22 protein-coding genes are annotated in these 17575 nt (G+C 44.0%); 16 read left to right on the top strand and 6 right to left on the bottom strand.

Annotated elements, in window-relative coordinates:
- Positions 1 to 32: 32 nt before the first annotated feature.
- A complete protein-coding gene (locus tag RBB45_RS04755) occupies positions 33 to 689 on the bottom strand; it encodes a GntR family transcriptional regulator (RefSeq protein ID WP_009793475.1) in 657 nt (218 codons plus the stop codon).
- 260 nt (positions 690 to 949) lie between these two features.
- Here RBB45_RS04755 and brnQ point away from each other — a divergent pair, with 260 nt between their 5' ends.
- From brnQ to RBB45_RS04740, 3 genes are all read left to right on the top strand, one after another.
- Positions 950 to 2290, top strand: a complete 1341-nt coding sequence (brnQ, locus tag RBB45_RS04750) for a branched-chain amino acid transport system II carrier protein (protein WP_094767614.1) — start codon at positions 950 to 952, stop codon at positions 2288 to 2290.
- A 642-nt stretch (positions 2291 to 2932) separates the two neighbouring features.
- The gene (locus RBB45_RS04745; protein WP_224950493.1) at positions 2933 to 3778 is read left to right on the top strand and encodes an aldo/keto reductase; all 846 of its coding nucleotides are present in this window, start codon (positions 2933 to 2935) and stop codon (positions 3776 to 3778) included.
- Positions 3779 to 3888: 110 nt separating this feature from the next.
- Positions 3889 to 4374 (top strand): GyrI-like domain-containing protein, encoded by a 486-nt coding sequence (locus RBB45_RS04740; protein ID WP_306009147.1) that lies wholly within the window; start codon positions 3889 to 3891, stop codon positions 4372 to 4374.
- A 32-nt stretch (positions 4375 to 4406) separates the two neighbouring features.
- Here RBB45_RS04740 and RBB45_RS04735 read toward each other — a convergent pair whose 3' ends face one another.
- Positions 4407 to 4652 carry a DUF2164 domain-containing protein gene (locus RBB45_RS04735; protein WP_009793479.1) on the bottom strand — a complete coding sequence of 82 codons (246 nt, stop codon included), beginning with the start codon at positions 4650 to 4652 and terminating at the stop codon, positions 4407 to 4409.
- 152 nt (positions 4653 to 4804) lie between these two features.
- Here RBB45_RS04735 and RBB45_RS04730 point away from each other — a divergent pair, with 152 nt between their 5' ends.
- Genes RBB45_RS04730 through RBB45_RS04720 form a run of 3 tightly spaced genes read left to right on the top strand, consistent with a single transcriptional unit; the run spans position 4805 to position 6015 of the window.
- Positions 4805 to 5356, top strand: coding sequence for a DinB family protein (locus RBB45_RS04730; protein WP_129612709.1), 552 nt, complete (start codon positions 4805 to 4807; stop codon positions 5354 to 5356).
- Positions 5353 to 5808, top strand: a complete 456-nt coding sequence (locus tag RBB45_RS04725) for a hypothetical protein (RefSeq protein ID WP_306009146.1) — start codon at positions 5353 to 5355, stop codon at positions 5806 to 5808. Before RBB45_RS04730 ends, RBB45_RS04725 begins: the two co-directional genes overlap by 4 nt.
- A gap of 9 nt (positions 5809 to 5817) precedes the next feature.
- The gene (locus RBB45_RS04720) at positions 5818 to 6015 is read left to right on the top strand and encodes a hypothetical protein (protein WP_224950487.1); all 198 of its coding nucleotides are present in this window, start codon (positions 5818 to 5820) and stop codon (positions 6013 to 6015) included.
- A gap of 33 nt (positions 6016 to 6048) precedes the next feature.
- Here RBB45_RS04720 and RBB45_RS04715 read toward each other — a convergent pair whose 3' ends face one another.
- The 3 genes from RBB45_RS04715 to RBB45_RS04705 all read right to left on the bottom strand — a co-directional run bounded on the left by RBB45_RS04715 (position 6049) and on the right by RBB45_RS04705 (position 7508).
- The gene (locus tag RBB45_RS04715) at positions 6049 to 6312 is read right to left on the bottom strand and encodes a CotD family spore coat protein (RefSeq protein ID WP_129612712.1); all 264 of its coding nucleotides are present in this window, start codon (positions 6310 to 6312) and stop codon (positions 6049 to 6051) included.
- 126 nt (positions 6313 to 6438) lie between these two features.
- Positions 6439 to 7167: a ZIP family metal transporter gene (locus tag RBB45_RS04710; RefSeq protein ID WP_306009145.1), complete on the bottom strand. Its 729-nt coding sequence runs from the start codon at positions 7165 to 7167 to the stop codon at positions 6439 to 6441.
- Positions 7168 to 7268: 101 nt separating this feature from the next.
- Positions 7269 to 7508 (bottom strand): hypothetical protein, encoded by a 240-nt coding sequence (locus tag RBB45_RS04705; protein ID WP_224950484.1) that lies wholly within the window; start codon positions 7506 to 7508, stop codon positions 7269 to 7271.
- Between the two features lie 235 nt (positions 7509 to 7743).
- Here RBB45_RS04705 and RBB45_RS04700 point away from each other — a divergent pair, with 235 nt between their 5' ends.
- On the top strand, positions 7744 to 8466 hold the full coding sequence (locus tag RBB45_RS04700) for a sensor histidine kinase (RefSeq protein ID WP_187445369.1): 723 nt from the start codon (positions 7744 to 7746) through the stop codon (positions 8464 to 8466).
- A gap of 69 nt (positions 8467 to 8535) precedes the next feature.
- Here the strand turns inward: RBB45_RS04700 and RBB45_RS04695 are convergent, their stop codons facing one another.
- Positions 8536 to 8676, bottom strand: coding sequence for a hypothetical protein (locus tag RBB45_RS04695; protein WP_022543939.1), 141 nt, complete (start codon positions 8674 to 8676; stop codon positions 8536 to 8538).
- A 153-nt stretch (positions 8677 to 8829) separates the two neighbouring features.
- Between RBB45_RS04695 and RBB45_RS04690 the strand changes: the two genes are divergently transcribed.
- The 9 genes from RBB45_RS04690 (at position 8830) to RBB45_RS04650 (ending at position 17499) form a co-directional block, all read left to right on the top strand.
- Complete coding sequence (locus RBB45_RS04690) at positions 8830 to 9255, top strand: MarR family winged helix-turn-helix transcriptional regulator (RefSeq protein ID WP_009793488.1); 426 nt, start codon at positions 8830 to 8832, stop codon at positions 9253 to 9255.
- 77 nt (positions 9256 to 9332) lie between these two features.
- Complete coding sequence (locus tag RBB45_RS04685) at positions 9333 to 11090, top strand: ABC transporter ATP-binding protein (protein ID WP_224950482.1); 1758 nt, start codon at positions 9333 to 9335, stop codon at positions 11088 to 11090.
- A complete protein-coding gene (locus tag RBB45_RS04680; protein WP_224950480.1) occupies positions 11083 to 12912 on the top strand; it encodes an ABC transporter ATP-binding protein in 1830 nt (609 codons plus the stop codon). Before RBB45_RS04685 ends, RBB45_RS04680 begins: the two co-directional genes overlap by 8 nt.
- 477 nt (positions 12913 to 13389) lie before the next feature.
- Positions 13390 to 13644 carry a DUF3949 domain-containing protein gene (locus RBB45_RS04675; RefSeq protein ID WP_009793491.1) on the top strand — a complete coding sequence of 85 codons (255 nt, stop codon included), beginning with the start codon at positions 13390 to 13392 and terminating at the stop codon, positions 13642 to 13644.
- Between the two features lie 116 nt (positions 13645 to 13760).
- Positions 13761 to 14855, top strand: a complete 1095-nt coding sequence (locus RBB45_RS04670) for a threonine aldolase family protein (protein WP_306009144.1) — start codon at positions 13761 to 13763, stop codon at positions 14853 to 14855.
- A 99-nt stretch (positions 14856 to 14954) separates the two neighbouring features.
- Complete coding sequence (locus RBB45_RS04665) at positions 14955 to 15491, top strand: GNAT family N-acetyltransferase (protein WP_129612717.1); 537 nt, start codon at positions 14955 to 14957, stop codon at positions 15489 to 15491.
- Between the two features lie 279 nt (positions 15492 to 15770).
- Entirely contained in the window at positions 15771 to 16262 is a 492-nt protein-coding gene (locus tag RBB45_RS04660; RefSeq protein WP_129612718.1) for a GNAT family N-acetyltransferase, read from the top strand.
- Positions 16263 to 16314: 52 nt separating this feature from the next.
- Entirely contained in the window at positions 16315 to 16509 is a 195-nt protein-coding gene (locus RBB45_RS04655) for a hypothetical protein (protein WP_129612719.1), read from the top strand.
- 102 nt (positions 16510 to 16611) lie between these two features.
- Entirely contained in the window at positions 16612 to 17499 is an 888-nt protein-coding gene (locus tag RBB45_RS04650) for an AraC family transcriptional regulator (protein ID WP_009793498.1), read from the top strand.
- Positions 17500 to 17575 lie beyond the last annotated feature (76 nt).

Here is a 17575-nt window from a genome sequence, read left to right as displayed (position 1 = left end):
AATGGGCATATGCCATTTCCTTTTTGTTAATCTTATTTTTCACCGTAATATTCATCAATGGCCCTCAGCCAGTTGGTCCGTGCTACATCTGAAGCTTTATGCGTATTTTTTTCTTCAAAAGCTTTGATGATATCCTCATGCTCATCGATTGAGCGGGGCTTCAAGATGATCGTTTTATTATAATAAAGCCTCATTACGTGTGCCTGCATGGAAGAAACATAACTGGTGATGTATGGATTATCCGCTTTTTCAATGATGAGATTGTGCAATTGTTCGTCCTGTTTCAGTGCTGAAAAAGTATCGCCCCGTAGAAGGGAATCCGCAAAAGAACGATTGATGGATCTCAATTTCTCAATCGTCGAACTGTCCATGTATGGTGCTGCAAGCTCTGCTGCTAATGCCTGCAAGGCTCCAAGCGGCGGCAGAATCTTGTTGATATCTTCCGGATTAACGGTAGTGACCTGAGTGCCGACGCCTGGGAACATTTCTACGAATCCCTGGACGCTCAGCAGCTGAAGCGCTTCCCTGATCGGTGTGCGGCTTACACCGAGCGCCTTGGCAAGATCGCCATCGTTTAATTTTTCCTGAGGCTTTAAGGTGCCGTCAATAATCCATTCCTGGATTTGAAGGAAGGCGCGGTCTTTCGCTGATACACGTGCAGGAGAAGCAAAATTGGCAGGGATGGGCATCTATTTTCACCTCTAGTATTTTCATAAACTCTTAAATTTTACTGGATTATACATTTAGTATAGAGAATTAGAAAGAAAAATTCAATATATTGCATAATTCGACAATTTTCTTTATGCGATATATTGCATACGGATTAATGGTGTGTTATCTTGAGTTATGCAATATATTACGTAACTATTAAACTGCTTTTATCATTTTCTGAAATTTTTAAGTTGATGAAAAATAAGCAGCTAGAATCTTTAGCATAAAGGAGAATAGGATGGGAACTAAAATACCGTTTTCTTATGTCGTCGCCGTAGGCTTTATGTTGTTTGCACTTTTCTTCGGGGCAGGAAATCTCATTTTCCCTGCGATGCTCGGACAGTCTGCAGGAACCAGTATCTGGTCAGCCAATGCAGGCTTTATAGTAACTGGGGTAGGGCTCCCGCTATTAGGGATATTGGCGCTTGGCTTTTCTGGCAAAAGCGATCTGCAGTCGCTGGCAGGAAGGGTGCACCCAGCATTCAGCGCAGTATTTACGATGCTTTTGTATCTGTCCATAGGGCCGCTGTTTGCGATTCCCAGGACAGCAACCGTTTCATTTGAAATGGGCGTAAAGCCCTTTTTAGCCGGGAACAGCACAATCGGGCTGATTGTCTTTTCTGTTTTGTTTTTTGCAGTAACAGGCTTCTTTTCTTTAAAATCTTCCAAGATTGTTGATATTGTCGGTAAATACCTGACGCCGATCCTGCTGATTGTAGTAGGCATTTTGATCATTGCCGCTTTTTTCAATCCTATGGGTTCTTTCCAATCACCAGGAGAAAATTATTTAGCTAACACCTTTTTTAAAGGTTTCCAGGAAGGCTATCTGACAATGGACGCCCTGGCAGCATTCGTATTTGGCATCATTGTAGTCGATGCAGTAAAAGAAAGAGGAGCTGCCACGAGAAAAGAGATCATGGTTTCGATAGCTAAAGCAGGACTTATTGCAGCAGCACTTCTTGCTATTATCTATACCTCACTGTCATATATTGGCGCATCAAGCGTGGGTGAGCTTGGAAGGCTTGATAATGGCGGAGCCGTGTTATCCGGTGCATCTGAATATTATTTTGGTTCATTCGGCGCCCTGCTTTTAAGCGTCATTGTTCTTGGGGCATGCCTGACAACGAGCATCGGACTCGTGACAGCATGTTCATCTTATTTCCATAAAGTGTTTCCTTCGGTTTCTTACACAGTTTTTGTTGTCATTTTGTCTGTATTCAGCGCCGTCTTTTCCAATATCGGGCTCAGCCAGCTGATCAGCATTTCGGTTCCAGTTCTGACAGGAATTTATCCTTTAGCCATCTGCCTGATGTTCCTTACCTTCCTTCATCCTCTTTTCAAAGGGAAAAAGGAAGTTTACCAGGTAAGTATGCTGTTCACTTTCATTGTCAGCTTATTCGATGGGTTAAAGGCTGCAGGCCTAAGCTTTGGACCGGTTGAAGAGGTATTCAGCACAATTCTGCCGTTATATGAAGTCGGGCTTGGATGGATCATGCCGGCCGTAGTGGGTGCAGTGATCGGATTCTTTGTGGCTGCCATTCGCAGCGGCGGTGTATCGCAGGCGAAAGAAAGCATTTGATAGTAGAAAAACCTCCTTTGCGGGAGGTTTTTTGTTTTTGGGTGAAATTGATGCAGGTTGAGAATTGAGGTGGGGATTGTTTGATCTTTGGAGGACTCCAGAGTGGGAATAGAGCAGATAGAGTGCTTCAAGAGAGGTTTATAGAGCACTCTAGAGGGAGGAAAGATTGTACAGAGTGCTTCAAGAGAGGTCTATGGAGCACTCTAGAGGATGGAAGGAGCGTACAGAATGCCTCAAACGAAGTCTATGAAGCACTCTAAAGATGGGAAGGAGCGTACAGAGTGATTCAAACGAAGTCTATGAAGCACTCTAGAGGATGGAAGGAGCGTACAGAGTGCCTCAAACGAAGTCTATGAAGCACTCTAGAGGATGGAAGAAGCGTACAGAGTGATTCAAACGAAGTCTATGAAGCACTCTAGAGGATGGAAGGAACGTTCAGAGTGCTTCAAGAGAGGTCTATAGAGCACTCCAGATATCAAGAATAGCAAATAGGCTGCCTTAAAAATATGGAGTGAAAAACAAAAATTGCAGGAGGAGATCGGTTTTCTGAATACCAAGAGGGAAGAATCAAATCTCCCCAACAGGGGAAAAAATCCAAAGTATGGTAAGGTAATAGTATGACAGATAAAGGAGTGATGGAAGATGGTTAATGGGATACCTGAAGTAAAGCTTAATGATGGATTGTCCATTCCGGCAATCGGGCTGGGTACATATCAATTGAAGGGGAGTGCAGGCGCCGAGTCGATCCGCAAGGCGATTGATGAGGGAGGATACCGGCTTCTGGATTCTGCGTATAACTATGAAAACGAGGGGACAGTCGGCGAGGCTGTAAAAAGAAGCTCTGTTTCCAGGGAGGATCTGCTCATCACATCGAAGCTCCCGGGGCGTTATCATGAATCAGCAAAAGGGATGATTGCAATTGAAGAATCCCTCTACAGAGCTGGCTTGGATTATTATGATATTTATTTGATTCACTGGCCAAACCCGAAGAGAGAATTGTATGTTGAAGCCTGGCAAACTTTAATAGAAGCAAAGAAAAAAGGGTATGTCCGTTCAATCGGTGTCTGCAATTTCCTGCCGGAGCATTTGGACCGGCTGGAGAAGGAGACAGGGGTTAAACCGAGCATGAACCAGGTCGAATTGCATCCTTATTTCAACCAGGAAGAACAGCGCGCCTATCATGAGAAACATGGTATTCTGACAGAGTCATGGAGCCCGCTCGGCCGCGGCAGCGATCTTCTCGGAAATGGGGATATTCAAAAGATTGCTGAAAAGCATGGGAAATCCATAGCCCAGGTGGTTCTTCGCTGGCATTATCAGCTGGGAGCTGTATCCATTCCTAAATCCTCCTCTGCTGAAAGACAGAAAGAGAATATTTCTATCTTTGATTTTGAACTGGATGTGGAGGATATGGAGGCCATCTCAAAATTAAGCCATCCCGGCGGCAGGCTGCATGACCAAGACCCGGCTGAATATGAGGAATTCTGATCAAAAATGAGCTGGCTACAGCTCATTTTTTTTGCCCAAATTTTAGTGAATGAGGGGGATTGCCTGCTCTCCTTGTCGAAATAAGGTGTGAGAAGAAAGGAGCTGGCAGAATGCAGGCGAACTTGAAATATGAAAAAAGGATAGTCGATATGGAGGAAGTATACCTGATAGGCTTTCGCGTACTTTGTGAGGGAAGCCAATATATAGAGGAGATACCCATGGCAGCTAAGTGGCTGAAGGAGCGGGTTTCCGAAATCCAAGGTGTAAAGGATAGCGGGCGGCAGATTGGCGCATTTGTGGTGAATCCGGCTTCGGAAGATGAAGATGGTTATTGGATAGGGGTTTCAGCTGACCAAAAAGATCAGGTGCCAGAAGGGATGACAAGTCAGACTGTTCCGCCTCAGCGGTATGCTGCGATCCATCATCATGGGCCGAACTCAGATATCCGTAAAAGCTATGAAATATTGCACCGCTGGATAGAAGCTGAGGGATATGAACGGGCAAATGACAGATGGAATCTGGAGATTTATGATTTTAACAGTGATCCTGATAATACTGATCATGTGAACGTGGAGCTATTGGATTCCATTAAGTAAAGAAAGCCCGGAGTATATCCAGGCAATCACATCTATTTTTTTATCGGGCGCAGAAGCGTCAGAATTTCTTCTTCCATTGAAGCGAATTGCTGTTCCACTAAGGTTTTGGCATCTGAAACTGCGCTGTTATAAAAATGAGGGGCGAGTGTCTGTTTTACAAAATCGAGCACCCTTTCAGCTGCAAATTCTGATATTTCTTCGTCACGCTCCTGCAGGAAAAACTCCTGGATATCAGAAACCATGGTTTGCTGCTGTTCTTTCGTCAGCTTGATGAACATATATATATCACTCCTTCGGTTTGCACTTACTATAGTACAAATAGCGGAGCAAATCCAAGACTGTTATTTTCCTGAAATTTATGTACAGCAGGTAATTGGTAAAAGTCTGGAATAGAATTATAGAAATTATAAACATAAGGGAGAGTTAAGGGATGAAATTCAAGCTGGGTGAAGCAATGGAAGTGCTGGAGCGTACACCCCGGGTATTGGAGATACTTCTGGGAGGGCTGTCTCCTGGATGGCTTGGGGCCAATGAAGGGGAAGGAACCTGGAATCCTGTCGAAGTGGTCGACCATTTGATTGAAGGAGAAAAGCATAACTGGGTGCCTCGCCTCAAGTTTATGCTGGAAAAAGGGGAAGAAGAATCATTTCCTCCGTTTGACCGCTTTTCCCACTTGAAAAAGGAGGAACAGACGGTCGCCCGGAAGCTTCATGAATTTAAAGAGATCAGGGCTGAAAACCTGGCTCTTCTGCGGGAACTGATGGTGACCGAAGACAGGCTGGAAGCTGCAGGAAAGCATCCTGCATTTGGAACCGTGAAGGCAAGGGAGCTGGTTTCCACCTGGGCAGTGCATGACCTGACCCATCTTTCACAGATCGCAAGGGTTATGGCAGAAAGATATCGTAAGGATGTCGGCCCTTGGGTAGAGTATCTTGGTATACTCAGCAGAAATGGAAATGCCGGGTTAGGAGAAGAAAAGTGAGAATCCGGAGAATGTTCTTTTCCTTTAGCCTTCTATTTCTTTTGATTGCAGCATGTCCGGCTATCGCTGGAGCGACCAAGTGGGTGAGCAGCTTTGTTGTCTGGGAAGGCTATCAGTATACAGTACAGGATGAATATATAGAAGAAAGTGAAATCGAGTCAGAAATCGGGCAAGTGACATCTTATTCAGATATGTATCCTATGGGCGGCAATTTTTCCAATGAGTTTAAGAAAGGAAGCAAATATTTCTCAATAAAAGGAGTGAGTACAGAAGAATCGATTGCAGTGGAAGCAGGGGGGGGGATATATGTAAGAGCTGACAGGGATGGGGAATACACATTTTCAGAATCTGAAGGAAATAAATTTCTGCCGCTGCTTATCCCAGATCTTGTTATTATATTTGTTCTTTTAATGGCGGGTACAGTTATGGCAGAAACAAAGCTTAAGAAATAAGGAGGGGCCATGGCTAGATATATCAGCATCTTTTTTCTTGGGATCGGATCCAGCATCATACTGTTTTTTATCTTTGCAAGTATTTTTGATGACAGTTCACCGGGGGAATTCGCCGCAGTGACATTTGGCTGCATCATTATCATCTTAGTTTCTTTTTTGATTGCACTTTTGTATTATGTTATCGATCTAATCAAAAAATTGAAATAGGCACCCATGCAGGGTGCCTATTATTCTGGAAGCTTAGATTCTGCGGCAGTTGCGATTATTGTTAGGGTCCCTGCCGCAATCGAAATTTTCCACAATAGTTTCGTTCACTGTCCTTTCAGTGACAGGGAAATAATTCTCATTGCGGATGATCGTGCGGTTAACATTCACAATTTCCGTCGGGTGAATCCTTCTGATTGTTTTAGTGCGTGTGTTATTGCGAACAACTGTTTCAGTCGGGCTTACAATCGTTTTGTCAGCTGCAGCACGTTCACGGCATTTTCTGCAATTGCATCTCATGACTCCACCTCCCTCATCATGGCGCTACATTATTTTATGATTGAGGGGCTGAGCTTGTACTAGATGAAAGCATCATCTTTTCGCTAAGGAGGGGGGGAACAAGTGATTTTAATAACGGGAGCTTTCTTAAGAAGCATGATCCAGGATGATGGATACAAGAAGCCCAAGGGAGGCGACAAGCCCTGTAACAGGACCGCTGTCTTCATAGGCTTCCGGCATCATCGTTGAAGCGATCATGCTAATGATGCCTCCCCCAGCAAAAGAAGCGATTCCCGCCATCACTTCAGCAGGAGCCCCGGCAAGGAGGCTGTAGCCTGTAAGCGATGCAATGGCAGAGATGGCGAGTACAGTGAACCAGAGCAGAAAAATCTTTGTATAGGAATATCCGCTTTTTTTCATGCCGGCAGTACTGGAGAGTCCTTCCGGAATATTGCTGATGAATATGGCCGCGACTAAGAGGAAGCTGACAGACTGTCCCTCGATCAAACTTGCTCCGATCATGATCGATTCAGGAATTGCATCAATGACGGTGCCGATAAAAATGGCCATTCCTCCGCTTCCTGCAGCCATATGGCTGGACCGTTTCCGTTTATCTGCACCTCTCCGGGAAACTATGCTGTCAAGGATGGTAAAAAGGAGGGCGCCCGAGAGAAATCCGATGCTAGTGGCTAGGATGCCGCCTTCAAGAACGGCATTTCCAATCAGTTCATAAGATGCTGCACCAATCAGTACACCTGTACCGAATGCCATGATCAGCCCTGTGATTTTTTGCGGGATAGGCAAAAGCATTGATGCCATTGCCCCCAATAAGACAGCAGATCCTGATAGTCCTCCCCAAAACAAGGCATTCCACATGCAGACTTACCCCCTCGGTTTTTGCGGCTACTCTTAATTTCTCTTTTTAGAGTGCACAGTTGAAGGGGAAACATGCTTATTTTGGTTCCAGGGAAGTGATGTTAGGCTCCTGCCAGTTTCTTTTTGTTATCCCAGTAACTTTTTATGGCTGATATTAATGTCCATTTATCTGTATAAACAGAGGACATTTGTGTTCCTTGGTCTACAAGTACAAATACATTCTTTACGTAATTTATAATGGCGTAGGGAATATTTTGCTGGGTCGAAAGGGTGAGGGTTATTTCGGTCTGCGGGTATTTTTCCAGTATTTTCAGCAGTTCATTCAAATGGTCTTCTTCCAATTTCAGGACTCCTTCATTATGTCTTTAATAAAGAGAATAGCAGAGACTGAGAGTGGCTTCCTGTTTGAGTGTGTTTAAGGAATCATTTTTTTGCTGTGCTTTTCAATATATTGTCAAATTCATCTAACAATGCATCTTTATCTGGATAGCCACATTTTCATTCACCCAGTTATGGTATTATGACTAAAATGGTAAGTTTATACATACTGATATGTGGCTGTTTGGAGGAGACAAAGTGGTTAATTTTACGACTAAAGAAACCGCACATAAAGCAGGCGGAAAACTGGAGGTTCTGGGTGAATTAGCTGCATGTGTTGCACATGAAATCCGCAATCCAATGACAGTGGTTAAGGGATTTCTGCAATTGGCCGGTGAACAGGGGAATACTCCTTTTAAGGAATATGAAAAGGTCATAATGACAGAAATTGACCGGATGGATGAATATTTAGAAGATCTGCTTTTATTGGCGAATCCTCAAGCTGCCCAACATTTTCAAGGAAAAGAAGAGATCGATCTTTTTGCTGAAATAAAGACAGCGGTCAAGACGCTTCAGACTGAAGCCGGAAAAGAGGGGAAAAAACTGCAGATCCACAAACAGAGGGAAGCTTCCTGTTCCATATTTGTTAACCGGCATTACCTTAAGCGCATCACTGAAAATATTATTAAGAATGCAATAGAAGCTTCACAGCCATCTGGAGTAATAAAAGTTGTGGTTGATTCCGCTGATAACAGAGCAAGAATGAGGGTGATTGATACAGGAACCGGAATTCCAGCCGAAAAAATAACCCGGCTTGGAGAACCTTTTTATTCAATTAAAGAAAAAGGAACTGGCCTTGGTTTGACCATCTGCCATAAATTAGTCAAGGCTGATTCAGGAGAGCTCCTGATCAAAAGTAAAGAGGGCTGGGGCACAGCTGTGACTGTCTCGTTTCCAATGTCCCCATCTTTGGAAACTTAAACCTCGTATAAAAAACCGGCAAGAAAGGAGAACAGCTTTAGATGCTCCTGTCTTGCCGGCATGCAGCCCTCACATATTCGTTTTTGGGTTTGTATTGACTCTTCCGTTTTTATTTTCTTTTTCATGCCCGTGCACCTGGTCTCCGCCGTCCCCTTTTTCCTTGGCGATCTTACCCCCAAGACTCACATTCGGAAATTCCTTTTCCGCCATTCCAATCACCTCCATATCAGTAAAATAACCAATGTTAAAGGTTTTTATTTTGGGTTTATGCTGGCTGCCTTTAGCTGCTGTTTCACGTCGTTGACATTCTTGGCATTATGATATCTAATAGTATTAGATAAAATAAATTAAAAGGTGCTGATTATGGATTATAAAGATTTAGTGGATGAATTTTTCCAGAATATAAGCAAATCACCAAAGATGCCTTTCCAAAAGAAAGTCAATGACCTTTCTCATGGGGAAAGGAGTATATTGGGCTACCTGACCTTTATACAAAATGAGGTTACTTCAGGTGAACTGAGTGAAAAGCTGTGCCTTTCAACCCCGAGAGTCGCTGCCGCACTCAAAAATCTGGCAAAGAAAGAATATATCGAGCGGAGCAGGGACGAAAATGACAAACGTCTCGTGATTGTTTCCATTACTCCATTTGGCAGAACTTTTGTAATGGAAGAGCATGGAGAAGCAAAGCGTATTGTCGAAAAGACCTTCAGGAAGCTCGGGGAACATGATGCTAAAGAGTTTGTCCGTATTGTGAAGCGCATAGAAGAAATTCATAAAGAAATGGAATAATGTTCAACCGCGCAATTCGGTTAATCTGCACTTAATATCTAATACTGTTAGATAAAGTCTAAGGGGGAATTTGGCGGATGCTTGCTATGTTTAAGCATTTTAAAGGGAAAGATTGGCTGCTTGTCCTGTGCAGCCTCATATTTATCATTGTACAGGTCTGGCTTGACTTAAAGCTGCCTGAATATATGCATGAAATCACCATGCTGGTCCAGACAGAAGGCAGCAGTATGGGGGATGTCCTTATTCAGGGCGCTTACATGCTTTTATGTGCCATCGGCAGTATGGCTGCTGCCATGATAGTCGGCTTTTTTGCCGCACAGGTGGCTGCCGGATTTGCCGTACGGCTGCGCGGAATGGTGTTTGAAAAAACAATGTCGTTTTCTATGGAGGAGATCAATGGGTTCTCAACCCCAAGTTTGATCACTCGCTCCACCAATGATATCACCCAGATTCAGCTGCTGATCGCTGTTGGATTGCAGGCGATTGTTAAGGCGCCGATACTGGCTGTTTGGGCAATTTTGAAAATTATGGGCAAAAGCTGGCAGTGGACTGCAGCGACCGGGATTGCTGTTGCCGTTCTTATGGTGATGCTCGCTGTCATCATTGTCATAGCGCTCCCTAAATTTAAAGTGATCCAGACTTTAACAGACAACCTGAATCGCGTGACCAGGGAAAACCTCACTGGAATCCGGGTAGTCAGAGCCTATAATGCTGAGGAATACCAGGAAGATAAGTTTGAAAAGGCAAACAGTGAGCTGACGAGGACCAATCTTTTTACAGGAAGGACCATGGCGATCATGATGCCGGTTATGACATTGATCATGTCGGGAATCAATCTTGCCATCTATTGGATCGGTGCCTTTATCATCAACAATGCTGCTACACCAGACAAACTGACCCTTTTCTCTGATATGGTCGTGTTCTCTTCTTACAGCATGCAGGTCATAATGGCCTTCATGATGCTGTCGATCATCTTTGTGATGCTGCCGCGTGCGACGGTATCCGCAAAGAGGATCAATGAGGTGCTGCAAACAGATTCCAAAATCCTTGACGGCACCTTAAAAGGGAATGATTCAAAAGCTGCAGGGGAGATTGAATTCCGGAATGTCAGCTTCAAATATCCGGATGGGGCGGATTATATCCTGAAGAATATCAGCTTTACCGCCCATAAAGGGGAGACTGTCGCTTTTATCGGATCAACAGGCAGCGGGAAAAGCACCTTGCTCAACCTGATTCCCCGCTTTTATGATGCGACAGAAGGCGAAGTGCTGGTCGATGGCATCAACGTAAAAGAATACAGGCAGGAAGATCTCCGCAATAAGCTTGGCTACGTTTCGCAAAAGGCTGTATTGTTCAGCGGCACAGTATCGGAAAATATCGCCTACGGCACCGGCGGGACAGAACCTGGAGAGAAGATAGAAAGAGCGGCAGAAATAGCGCAGGCCTCTGAATTTGTTGAAAAGCTGGAAGACCAGTATCAAGGCGTGATTTCCCAGGGAGGAACCAATCTTTCAGGAGGCCAGAAGCAGAGGCTGTCCATTGCCAGGGCCATTTATAAGCAGCCGGAAATTTATCTGTTTGATGATTCCTTCTCGGCACTTGATTATAAAACAGACAGGCGGCTGCGGTCACTTTTGAAAAAAGAAACCAGTGACAGCACCACCCTGATTGTGGCCCAGCGGATCGGTACCATCAAAGACGCAGACCGCATCGTAGTCCTTGATCAAGGGAAGGTTGCCGGCATCGGAACACATGAAGAATTGCTGGACGGCTGCAGCGTGTATCAGGAGATTGCCTATTCTCAGCTGTCAAAGGAGGAACTGGAAATTGGCTGATAAAAAATATAACCGCAAAAGGCCAGGAAAAAAGGGCGGACCAGGTGCCAAAGGGCCGGAAGGCGGTCAAAAACCGAAGAATTTCAAGAAGACTATAAAGAAGCTGGTTTCCTATTGCAGGGCCTATCTGCCGTTTATTGTGACTGCCCTTGTTCTGGCAATGGCAGCATCCATCTTCAGCATCATCGGCCCGGACCTTCTCAGCAGGATCACTGACCTGATTGCAGAAGGGCTGATGACAGAAATCAATTTGGATGAGGTAGTGAGTATTGCTTCCATCCTCGCCTTTTTATATGGCCTGGGTTTTCTGTTCAATTATATTCAGGGATTCATCATGGCAACAGTTACCCAGCGGGTATCCAAAAACTTAAGGAGCGATTTATCCTCTAAAATGAACCGGATGCCTTTGAAATACTTTGATTCAGGCAGCACCGGAGATGTTCTCAGCCGCGTGACAAATGACGTCGACCTGATCGGGCAGACGATGAACCAGAGCTTAAGCACATTGGTATCAGCCATAACGATGTTCCTCGGCTCACTCGTCATGATGTTCTATACAAATTGGATCATGGCTGTCTCTGCCATCCTTTCAACATTGATCGGTTTTGTGTTTATGAGTTTCTTAATATCCAAGTCCCAGAAATACTTTGCCCAGCAGCAGGCAGAGCTGGGAAGGCTAAACGGACATATTGAAGAAATATATTCAGGGCACAGCGTGGTAAAAGTATATAACGGAGAGCCGGAAGCTAAGGCAACTTTCCACAAAATCAATACAAGGCTGTATGAAAGCGCCTGGAAGTCTCAGTTCCTTTCTGGGCTCATGATGCCGATCATGATGTTCGTCGGCAACTTAGGCTATGTCGTTGTATGTGTGGCAGGTGCAGTATTGGCTGTAAATGGATCAATAACATTTGGAGTCATCGTCGCATTCATGATCTATATCAGATTGTTCACCCAGCCGCTTTCCCAGCTTGCACAGGCAGCGGCAAACCTTCAGGCCACCGCAGCTGCAAGTGAGCGTGTGTTTGAGTTTTTGGCTGAAGATGAGCTGGAAAATGAAGATAATAAGAAAACGGTTCTCAATGATGTCAAAGGGGAAGTTGAATTTAAAAATGTCCGCTTTGGCTACAGCGAAGATAAAATGATTATCAATGATTTTTCTGCTCTCGCAAAATCAGGGCAGAAAGTGGCGATTGTCGGACCGACAGGGGCGGGAAAAACGACCATCATCAACCTGCTGATGCGCTTTTATGAAGTAAGCGGGGGAGAAATCCTGATCGATGGTGTGCCCACAAAAGAATTGAGCCGTGAAAAATTGCGAAGCCTGTTCTGCATGGTGCTTCAGGATACATGGCTGTTTGAAGGGACGATCCGTGAAAACATTGTCTATTCCAGAAAAGGGATAAGTGATCAGGAGGTAGCGGAAGCTGCAAAAGCCGTTGGCCTGCATCATTTTATCCAGACGCTGCCTATGGGATATGATACCATCCTCGATGATAAGGCAAATCTCTCAGCAGGACAGAAGCAGTTAATTACGATAGCACGGGCCATGGTAAAAGATGCACCGCTCCTGATTCTGGATGAAGCAACTAGCTCTGTAGACACACGCACAGAAGTGTTGATCCAGGAGGCAATGGATAAGCTGACAGCAGGCAAAACATCCTTCGTCATAGCCCACAGGCTGTCCACCATCAAAAACGCCGACCTGATTCTCGTCATGAAAGATGGGGACATCATCGAAAGTGGAAACCATGAGGAACTGCTGGGGCAGAATGGCTTTTATGCTGATTTGTATAATAGCCAGTTTGAGGATGCTTCTTAAAGAAAGGCTGATGGTAAGGATAGAAAATGATAGCTTTTATGTAAAAATGGCAAACTCATCTATGCTCGCAGACGGAATTTTTCTATATACCAAATAAAATTACTGAGAGGCTGGCGATAGGCATAGTGGAGACCGTCTGAACAGAGAAAAAAGAAACAGAGGGTACTAGTCATGCGGACTAAAACCCTCTGAACACAGAAAATCGAAACAGAGGGATCCATCCAACCGATTCGCTATAATAATCAAAAACAAACCATTATGTCAGGCTGTAGACTAAAAAGACAGCTTTTTTTCTCCTTTTTTTAAAACCTTATTTCTGCATGAAGATATCATCCTAGCTTAAACAAAATTGTCCTGTGGTTAAACAAACAAATATGAGGGGCTAAACAAAAAATAAAGGAAATATTTTGAAAAAATGAAACCTTTCCATACCGCCATTCGTAAATATAGGAAAACCACTGGAAAGGAGCTGTAAAAATGGACCGTATGATCTTTTTATGGATTGCGGGCATTTACCTGCTGCTTTCATTTATTCTTGCTCCCGTTCAATATGGATATATTAAAGAGCTGAAGAAAATGGATCAGGAGCGGAAAGCACAAGGAAAAGCCCAGGATGAGTTTTATGAGAGCATGGCCTTTGAAAATCAGCTGCTGCATTATAATGCTCAAGGGTTCCTATTCTGGGGAGCGAATCTGATTGCTTCATTATTTTACAGACTCAAAAACAGATAAGAATGGGAAGGGCAGCCCTTGCGGCGGCCCTTTTTTCCTGGAACAGAGCATTCCATAGACCCGGCAGCTCGCTTTGGGATATAATTCTATTATTCTGAAAAGACAGGAGAATACATATGCATACTAAATCGCTTCAAGAATCATACAGCCTGGTTAAATATCCGCTCGCAGGCCATGGCAAACGGAATGTAGAAGTACTGAAAAAGGCATTTGAACAGATCAGCGGTTCTATAGAGAGTGAAATGTACGGGAATGGGAAGGTAATCGAGGATTTTCAGGATAAAATGGCAAACCTGCTCGGAAAGGAGGCTGCTGTTTTTTTCCCAAGCGGTACAATGGCCCAGCAGATCGCTCTGCGTATCTGGTGCGACGAAAAGGGCGTTGCGAAGGTTGCTTACCACCCTTTAAGCCATCTTGAAATTCATGAAGAAGATGGGTTGAAAGAGCTGCACCATATCGAAACTGTCCTGCTCGCAGACCAAACAAGGGTGATTGAACTTGATGATGTCACTGGCATGGAAGAGGACGTTGCCTGCCTGCTGCTTGAATTGCCTCAGCGTGAGATCGGCGGACAGCTTCCTGATTATGGGGATTTGGAAAAAATATCAGCCTATTGCCGTGAAAAAGGGATTAAGCTGCAGCTGGACGGTGCCCGCTTACTGGAAGTGCTCCCCTACTATAAAAAAACAGCCGCAGAAGTGTGTGCACTATTTGATAGTGTCTATGTCTCACTTTACAAGGGAATTGGCGGGATTGCCGGTGCCGTTCTTGCTGGGAGCAAAGAGTTCACGGAGAAATCAAAGGTCTGGAAACGGCGCCACGGAGGCGATTTGATCAGCCTTTATCCATATATCCTTTCAGCTGATTATTATTATGACCAGCGTTCCGGGAAAATGGATGCTTATTATGAAGAAGCAAAAGAGCTTGCACAATTGTACAACAGCTGTGAAGGCGTATATACTTTACCAACTATTCCGGTATCCAATATGTTTCATGTCCATTTTGAGCACCCGAAAGGAGAAATCGAACCAATTCTGATTCAAATACAGGAAGAGACAGGGATAGGCTTTACAGGAAATCTTAGAGAAAAAGACAGCCATTCCTCCTATTATGAGGTAAGCATTGGCGACTTGTATGAGGAGGTTCCAAAAGACCTGCTCAATCAATCATTCCAGCTGCTCAATGAAAAGATGGCAAAGGCGTTCGAATGACTTTTTTATATTCGTTTTTTGCACATAATGCGGATGGTATAACCATTTTTCTAAAAGACGAAATCCTAAGAAGATACTAATGCTCAAGGAGAGATTATTTTGCTGCAGGATGCAAAGCATGCTTTCTCGATAAGGGAAGCGAAAATAGAAGATGCCAAAAGCCTTTCTGAACTGAGGGTGAAAATAGACGGCGAAACGGAAAACTTGGACAGGGAGAGCGGCGAGGATTTTATCAGTGAAGAAGGATTTAAAAAAGTCATTTTAAATGACAGCAAGCAGAAGACCCATCTTTTTCTGGTAGCTGAAGCGGACGGCAAACTTGTCGGCTTTTCCCGCTGCGAAGGCTCCAATTTAAGAAGAACGGCCCATAAAGTGGAGTTCGGAGTATGCGTTCTGAAAGATTATTGGGGAAATGGAATCGGTAAACGCCTTCTGATTGATTCTATCAGGTGGGCGGAAGATGCAGATATTAAAAAAATCACCCTTCAAGTACTGGAAACAAATGAAAATGCCATCCAGCTTTACAAAAGGGTTGGCTTTGAAATTGAGGGTGTATTGAGAAGAGATAAGCTGCTGTCTGACGGTAAATATTATGACACAATAGTTATGGGCAGAATCTTGCAGAATCAGTTTTAAAAGAAATCCTTTCGGTTATGGAGACAACTGGTACGATTATTCTAACTGGGTGTCTAATATATCTATTTGCTGGTTGGTTCTTTATCTGCCTCATGGTGGTCAATAAGCAGGATATCTTGTACAGCCGGTTGTATAAGCATCCCTGCAGGCCATCATGCAGCGTCAGATCCTGCCGGAATCCCTCTATATGCTATTCTTCTTATTTTTTTCTGGTGTCTTGAACAGCAAATACGATGTAAAATAACAGCCATCAGCAACTTTAGCAGAGGAGCATAAAAGATGACACTTACCATCCGTAAAATGGAACCAAATGATACAGAACAGGTACAGAATGTAGCAAAGACAAGCTGGCACAGCACCTATGAAGGCATCATACCCAGGGAGGTGCAGGATCAATTCCTGGCTGCAGCCTACAGCAGTGAACGTATGCTGCAAAGAATTGAAAGATCCCATCTTTTTGTTGCAGAGGCAGAAGGGCAGATTGTCGGCTTTGCCAACTTTTCACCTGTAAACAAGGAAGGAAAAGCAGAGTTGGGTGCCATCTATCTTTTTCCGGAAGCACAGGGCAAAGGGATTGGAACCTCCCTCCTCAACAAAGGTATAGAAGAACTGGCCGGTGTGAAAGAGATTTATATAAATGTAGAAAAAGATAATGAGATCGGCAGGAATTTTTATCTGGCAAAAGGTTTTGAGCTTATCAAAGAGTTCGAGGAGGAATTTGAAGGACATGTATTAATGACAATCCGCATGGTTTTGCGTTTGGTTAGTTAATGCCCTAAGTCTCATCCTTGTAATAAAAAACGTATAGAGGGAGGAAGGCTATATGGATCGCTTTGATTTTAGCCTGAATAATAAGCTTGTTCGAGCGTGGGTGCTCATCATGCTGCCGGTTATTGCCGTGTCAATTATAATGTTTTGGGTAGTCCCTTCAGAATTCTTTTTTGTTCCTCACCTGCTGTCTATAGTGGCGACTGTGGGATTCTTTACTTATTTCTTGCTTATGAAAAAGAGAAAATAAAGAACAGCTGCAAAACAAGATCAATCATGCACTAGAGTGCATAGAAAGTCGGATGCTCAATTCCTTCAACTGTTAAATTAAATATGAAAGGAGGTCATTCAAGTGGATTTGCTAAAGCAGCTGAATGAAGCTATTGCCTATATTGAGGAAAATTTGACAGGAGATATAGATTATAGGGAGGCAGCAAAAAAAGCCTTTTGTTCGGAATTTCACTTTAAGCGGATGTTCGTTTTCCTTTCTGGGGTCTCCATATCAGAATATGTACGCAAAAGGCGGCTGACCATGGCAGCGCTCGAGCTGGCTGATGAAAAGATAAAAGTGATTGATGCTGCAGTGAAGTATGGCTACAGCTCGCCGGATTCTTTTTCAAGGGCATTTTTCCAGATGCATGGGATTACCCCATCAGAAGCTCGGAAAACTGGCTATAGGCTAAAAGCATTTCCACCGATGTCCTTTCAGTTGACAATAAAAGGAGGAAATGAAATGAACTTCCGGCTTGAAGAAAAGGGTCCTTTTTATATTGTGGGCCTTAAAAAAAGGGTTCGAATCCAATTTAATGGTGTGAACGGAGAAATCGCTGAAATGTGGAGGAGTTTGACTCCAGATAAGATCCAGGAACTGAAAGCATTGTCCGACCAGGAACCCGGGGGCCTGATTAGTGCTTCTGTCCACTTTTCAGAAGGAAGGATGAAGGAAAAAGGAGAGCTTGACCATTATATTGGTGCTGCCACTGGAGAGCCGGGCCCAGCACGATATGAATCACTCAAGATTGAGTCTTCCTCCTGGGCTGTGTTTGAAGCGAAGGGGCCTTTTCCTGAGACTTTGCAGAATATATGGGGACGCATTTATGCTGAATGGTTTCCCTCATCAGGTTATGAACAGACGGAAGGTCCGGAAATTCTCTGGAACGAAAGCAAAGATACCTCATCCCCTCAATTCAAAAGCGAAATTTGGATACCGGTAATAAAACGGAAGACACCCTTTAAATGAATGAGAAAGGAAAGGGCAGCAATCCTTTCCTTTTTAATATTTAGTTTGCCTGCTGATTAAATGGCCTATAGAGGCG

It is taken from the genome of Bacillus sp. MMSF_3328 (assembly GCF_030733525.1).
Taxonomy (GTDB): domain Bacteria; phylum Bacillota; class Bacilli; order Bacillales; family Cytobacillaceae; genus Bacillus_AB; species Bacillus_AB infantis.
This window is presented reverse-complemented; position numbering and strand designations above follow the sequence as displayed.

Bases quoted from the DNA above. Each gene is read 5' to 3' on its own strand.
- RBB45_RS04755 (WP_009793475.1), bottom strand. From the start codon at position 689: ATGCCCATCCCTGCCAATTTTGCTTCTCCTGCACGTGTATCAGCGAAA.
- brnQ (WP_094767614.1), top strand. From the start codon at position 950: ATGGGAACTAAAATACCGTTTTCTTATGTCGTCGCCGTAGGCTTTATG.
- RBB45_RS04745 (WP_224950493.1), top strand. From the start codon at position 2,933: ATGGTTAATGGGATACCTGAAGTAAAGCTTAATGATGGATTGTCCATT.
- RBB45_RS04740 (WP_306009147.1), top strand. From the start codon at position 3,889: ATGCAGGCGAACTTGAAATATGAAAAAAGGATAGTCGATATGGAGGAA.
- RBB45_RS04735 (WP_009793479.1), bottom strand. From the start codon at position 4,652: ATGTTCATCAAGCTGACGAAAGAACAGCAGCAAACCATGGTTTCTGAT.
- RBB45_RS04730 (WP_129612709.1), top strand. From the start codon at position 4,805: ATGAAATTCAAGCTGGGTGAAGCAATGGAAGTGCTGGAGCGTACACCC.
- RBB45_RS04720 (WP_224950487.1), top strand. From the start codon at position 5,818: ATGGCTAGATATATCAGCATCTTTTTTCTTGGGATCGGATCCAGCATC.
- RBB45_RS04715 (WP_129612712.1), bottom strand. From the start codon at position 6,312: ATGAGATGCAATTGCAGAAAATGCCGTGAACGTGCTGCAGCTGACAAA.
- RBB45_RS04710 (WP_306009145.1), bottom strand. From the start codon at position 7,167: ATGTGGAATGCCTTGTTTTGGGGAGGACTATCAGGATCTGCTGTCTTA.
- RBB45_RS04695 (WP_022543939.1), bottom strand. From the start codon at position 8,676: ATGGCGGAAAAGGAATTTCCGAATGTGAGTCTTGGGGGTAAGATCGCC.
- RBB45_RS04690 (WP_009793488.1), top strand. From the start codon at position 8,830: ATGGATTATAAAGATTTAGTGGATGAATTTTTCCAGAATATAAGCAAA.
- RBB45_RS04685 (WP_224950482.1), top strand. From the start codon at position 9,333: ATGCTTGCTATGTTTAAGCATTTTAAAGGGAAAGATTGGCTGCTTGTC.
- RBB45_RS04675 (WP_009793491.1), top strand. From the start codon at position 13,390: ATGGACCGTATGATCTTTTTATGGATTGCGGGCATTTACCTGCTGCTT.
- RBB45_RS04670 (WP_306009144.1), top strand. From the start codon at position 13,761: ATGCATACTAAATCGCTTCAAGAATCATACAGCCTGGTTAAATATCCG.
- RBB45_RS04660 (WP_129612718.1), top strand. From the start codon at position 15,771: ATGACACTTACCATCCGTAAAATGGAACCAAATGATACAGAACAGGTA.
- RBB45_RS04655 (WP_129612719.1), top strand. From the start codon at position 16,315: ATGGATCGCTTTGATTTTAGCCTGAATAATAAGCTTGTTCGAGCGTGG.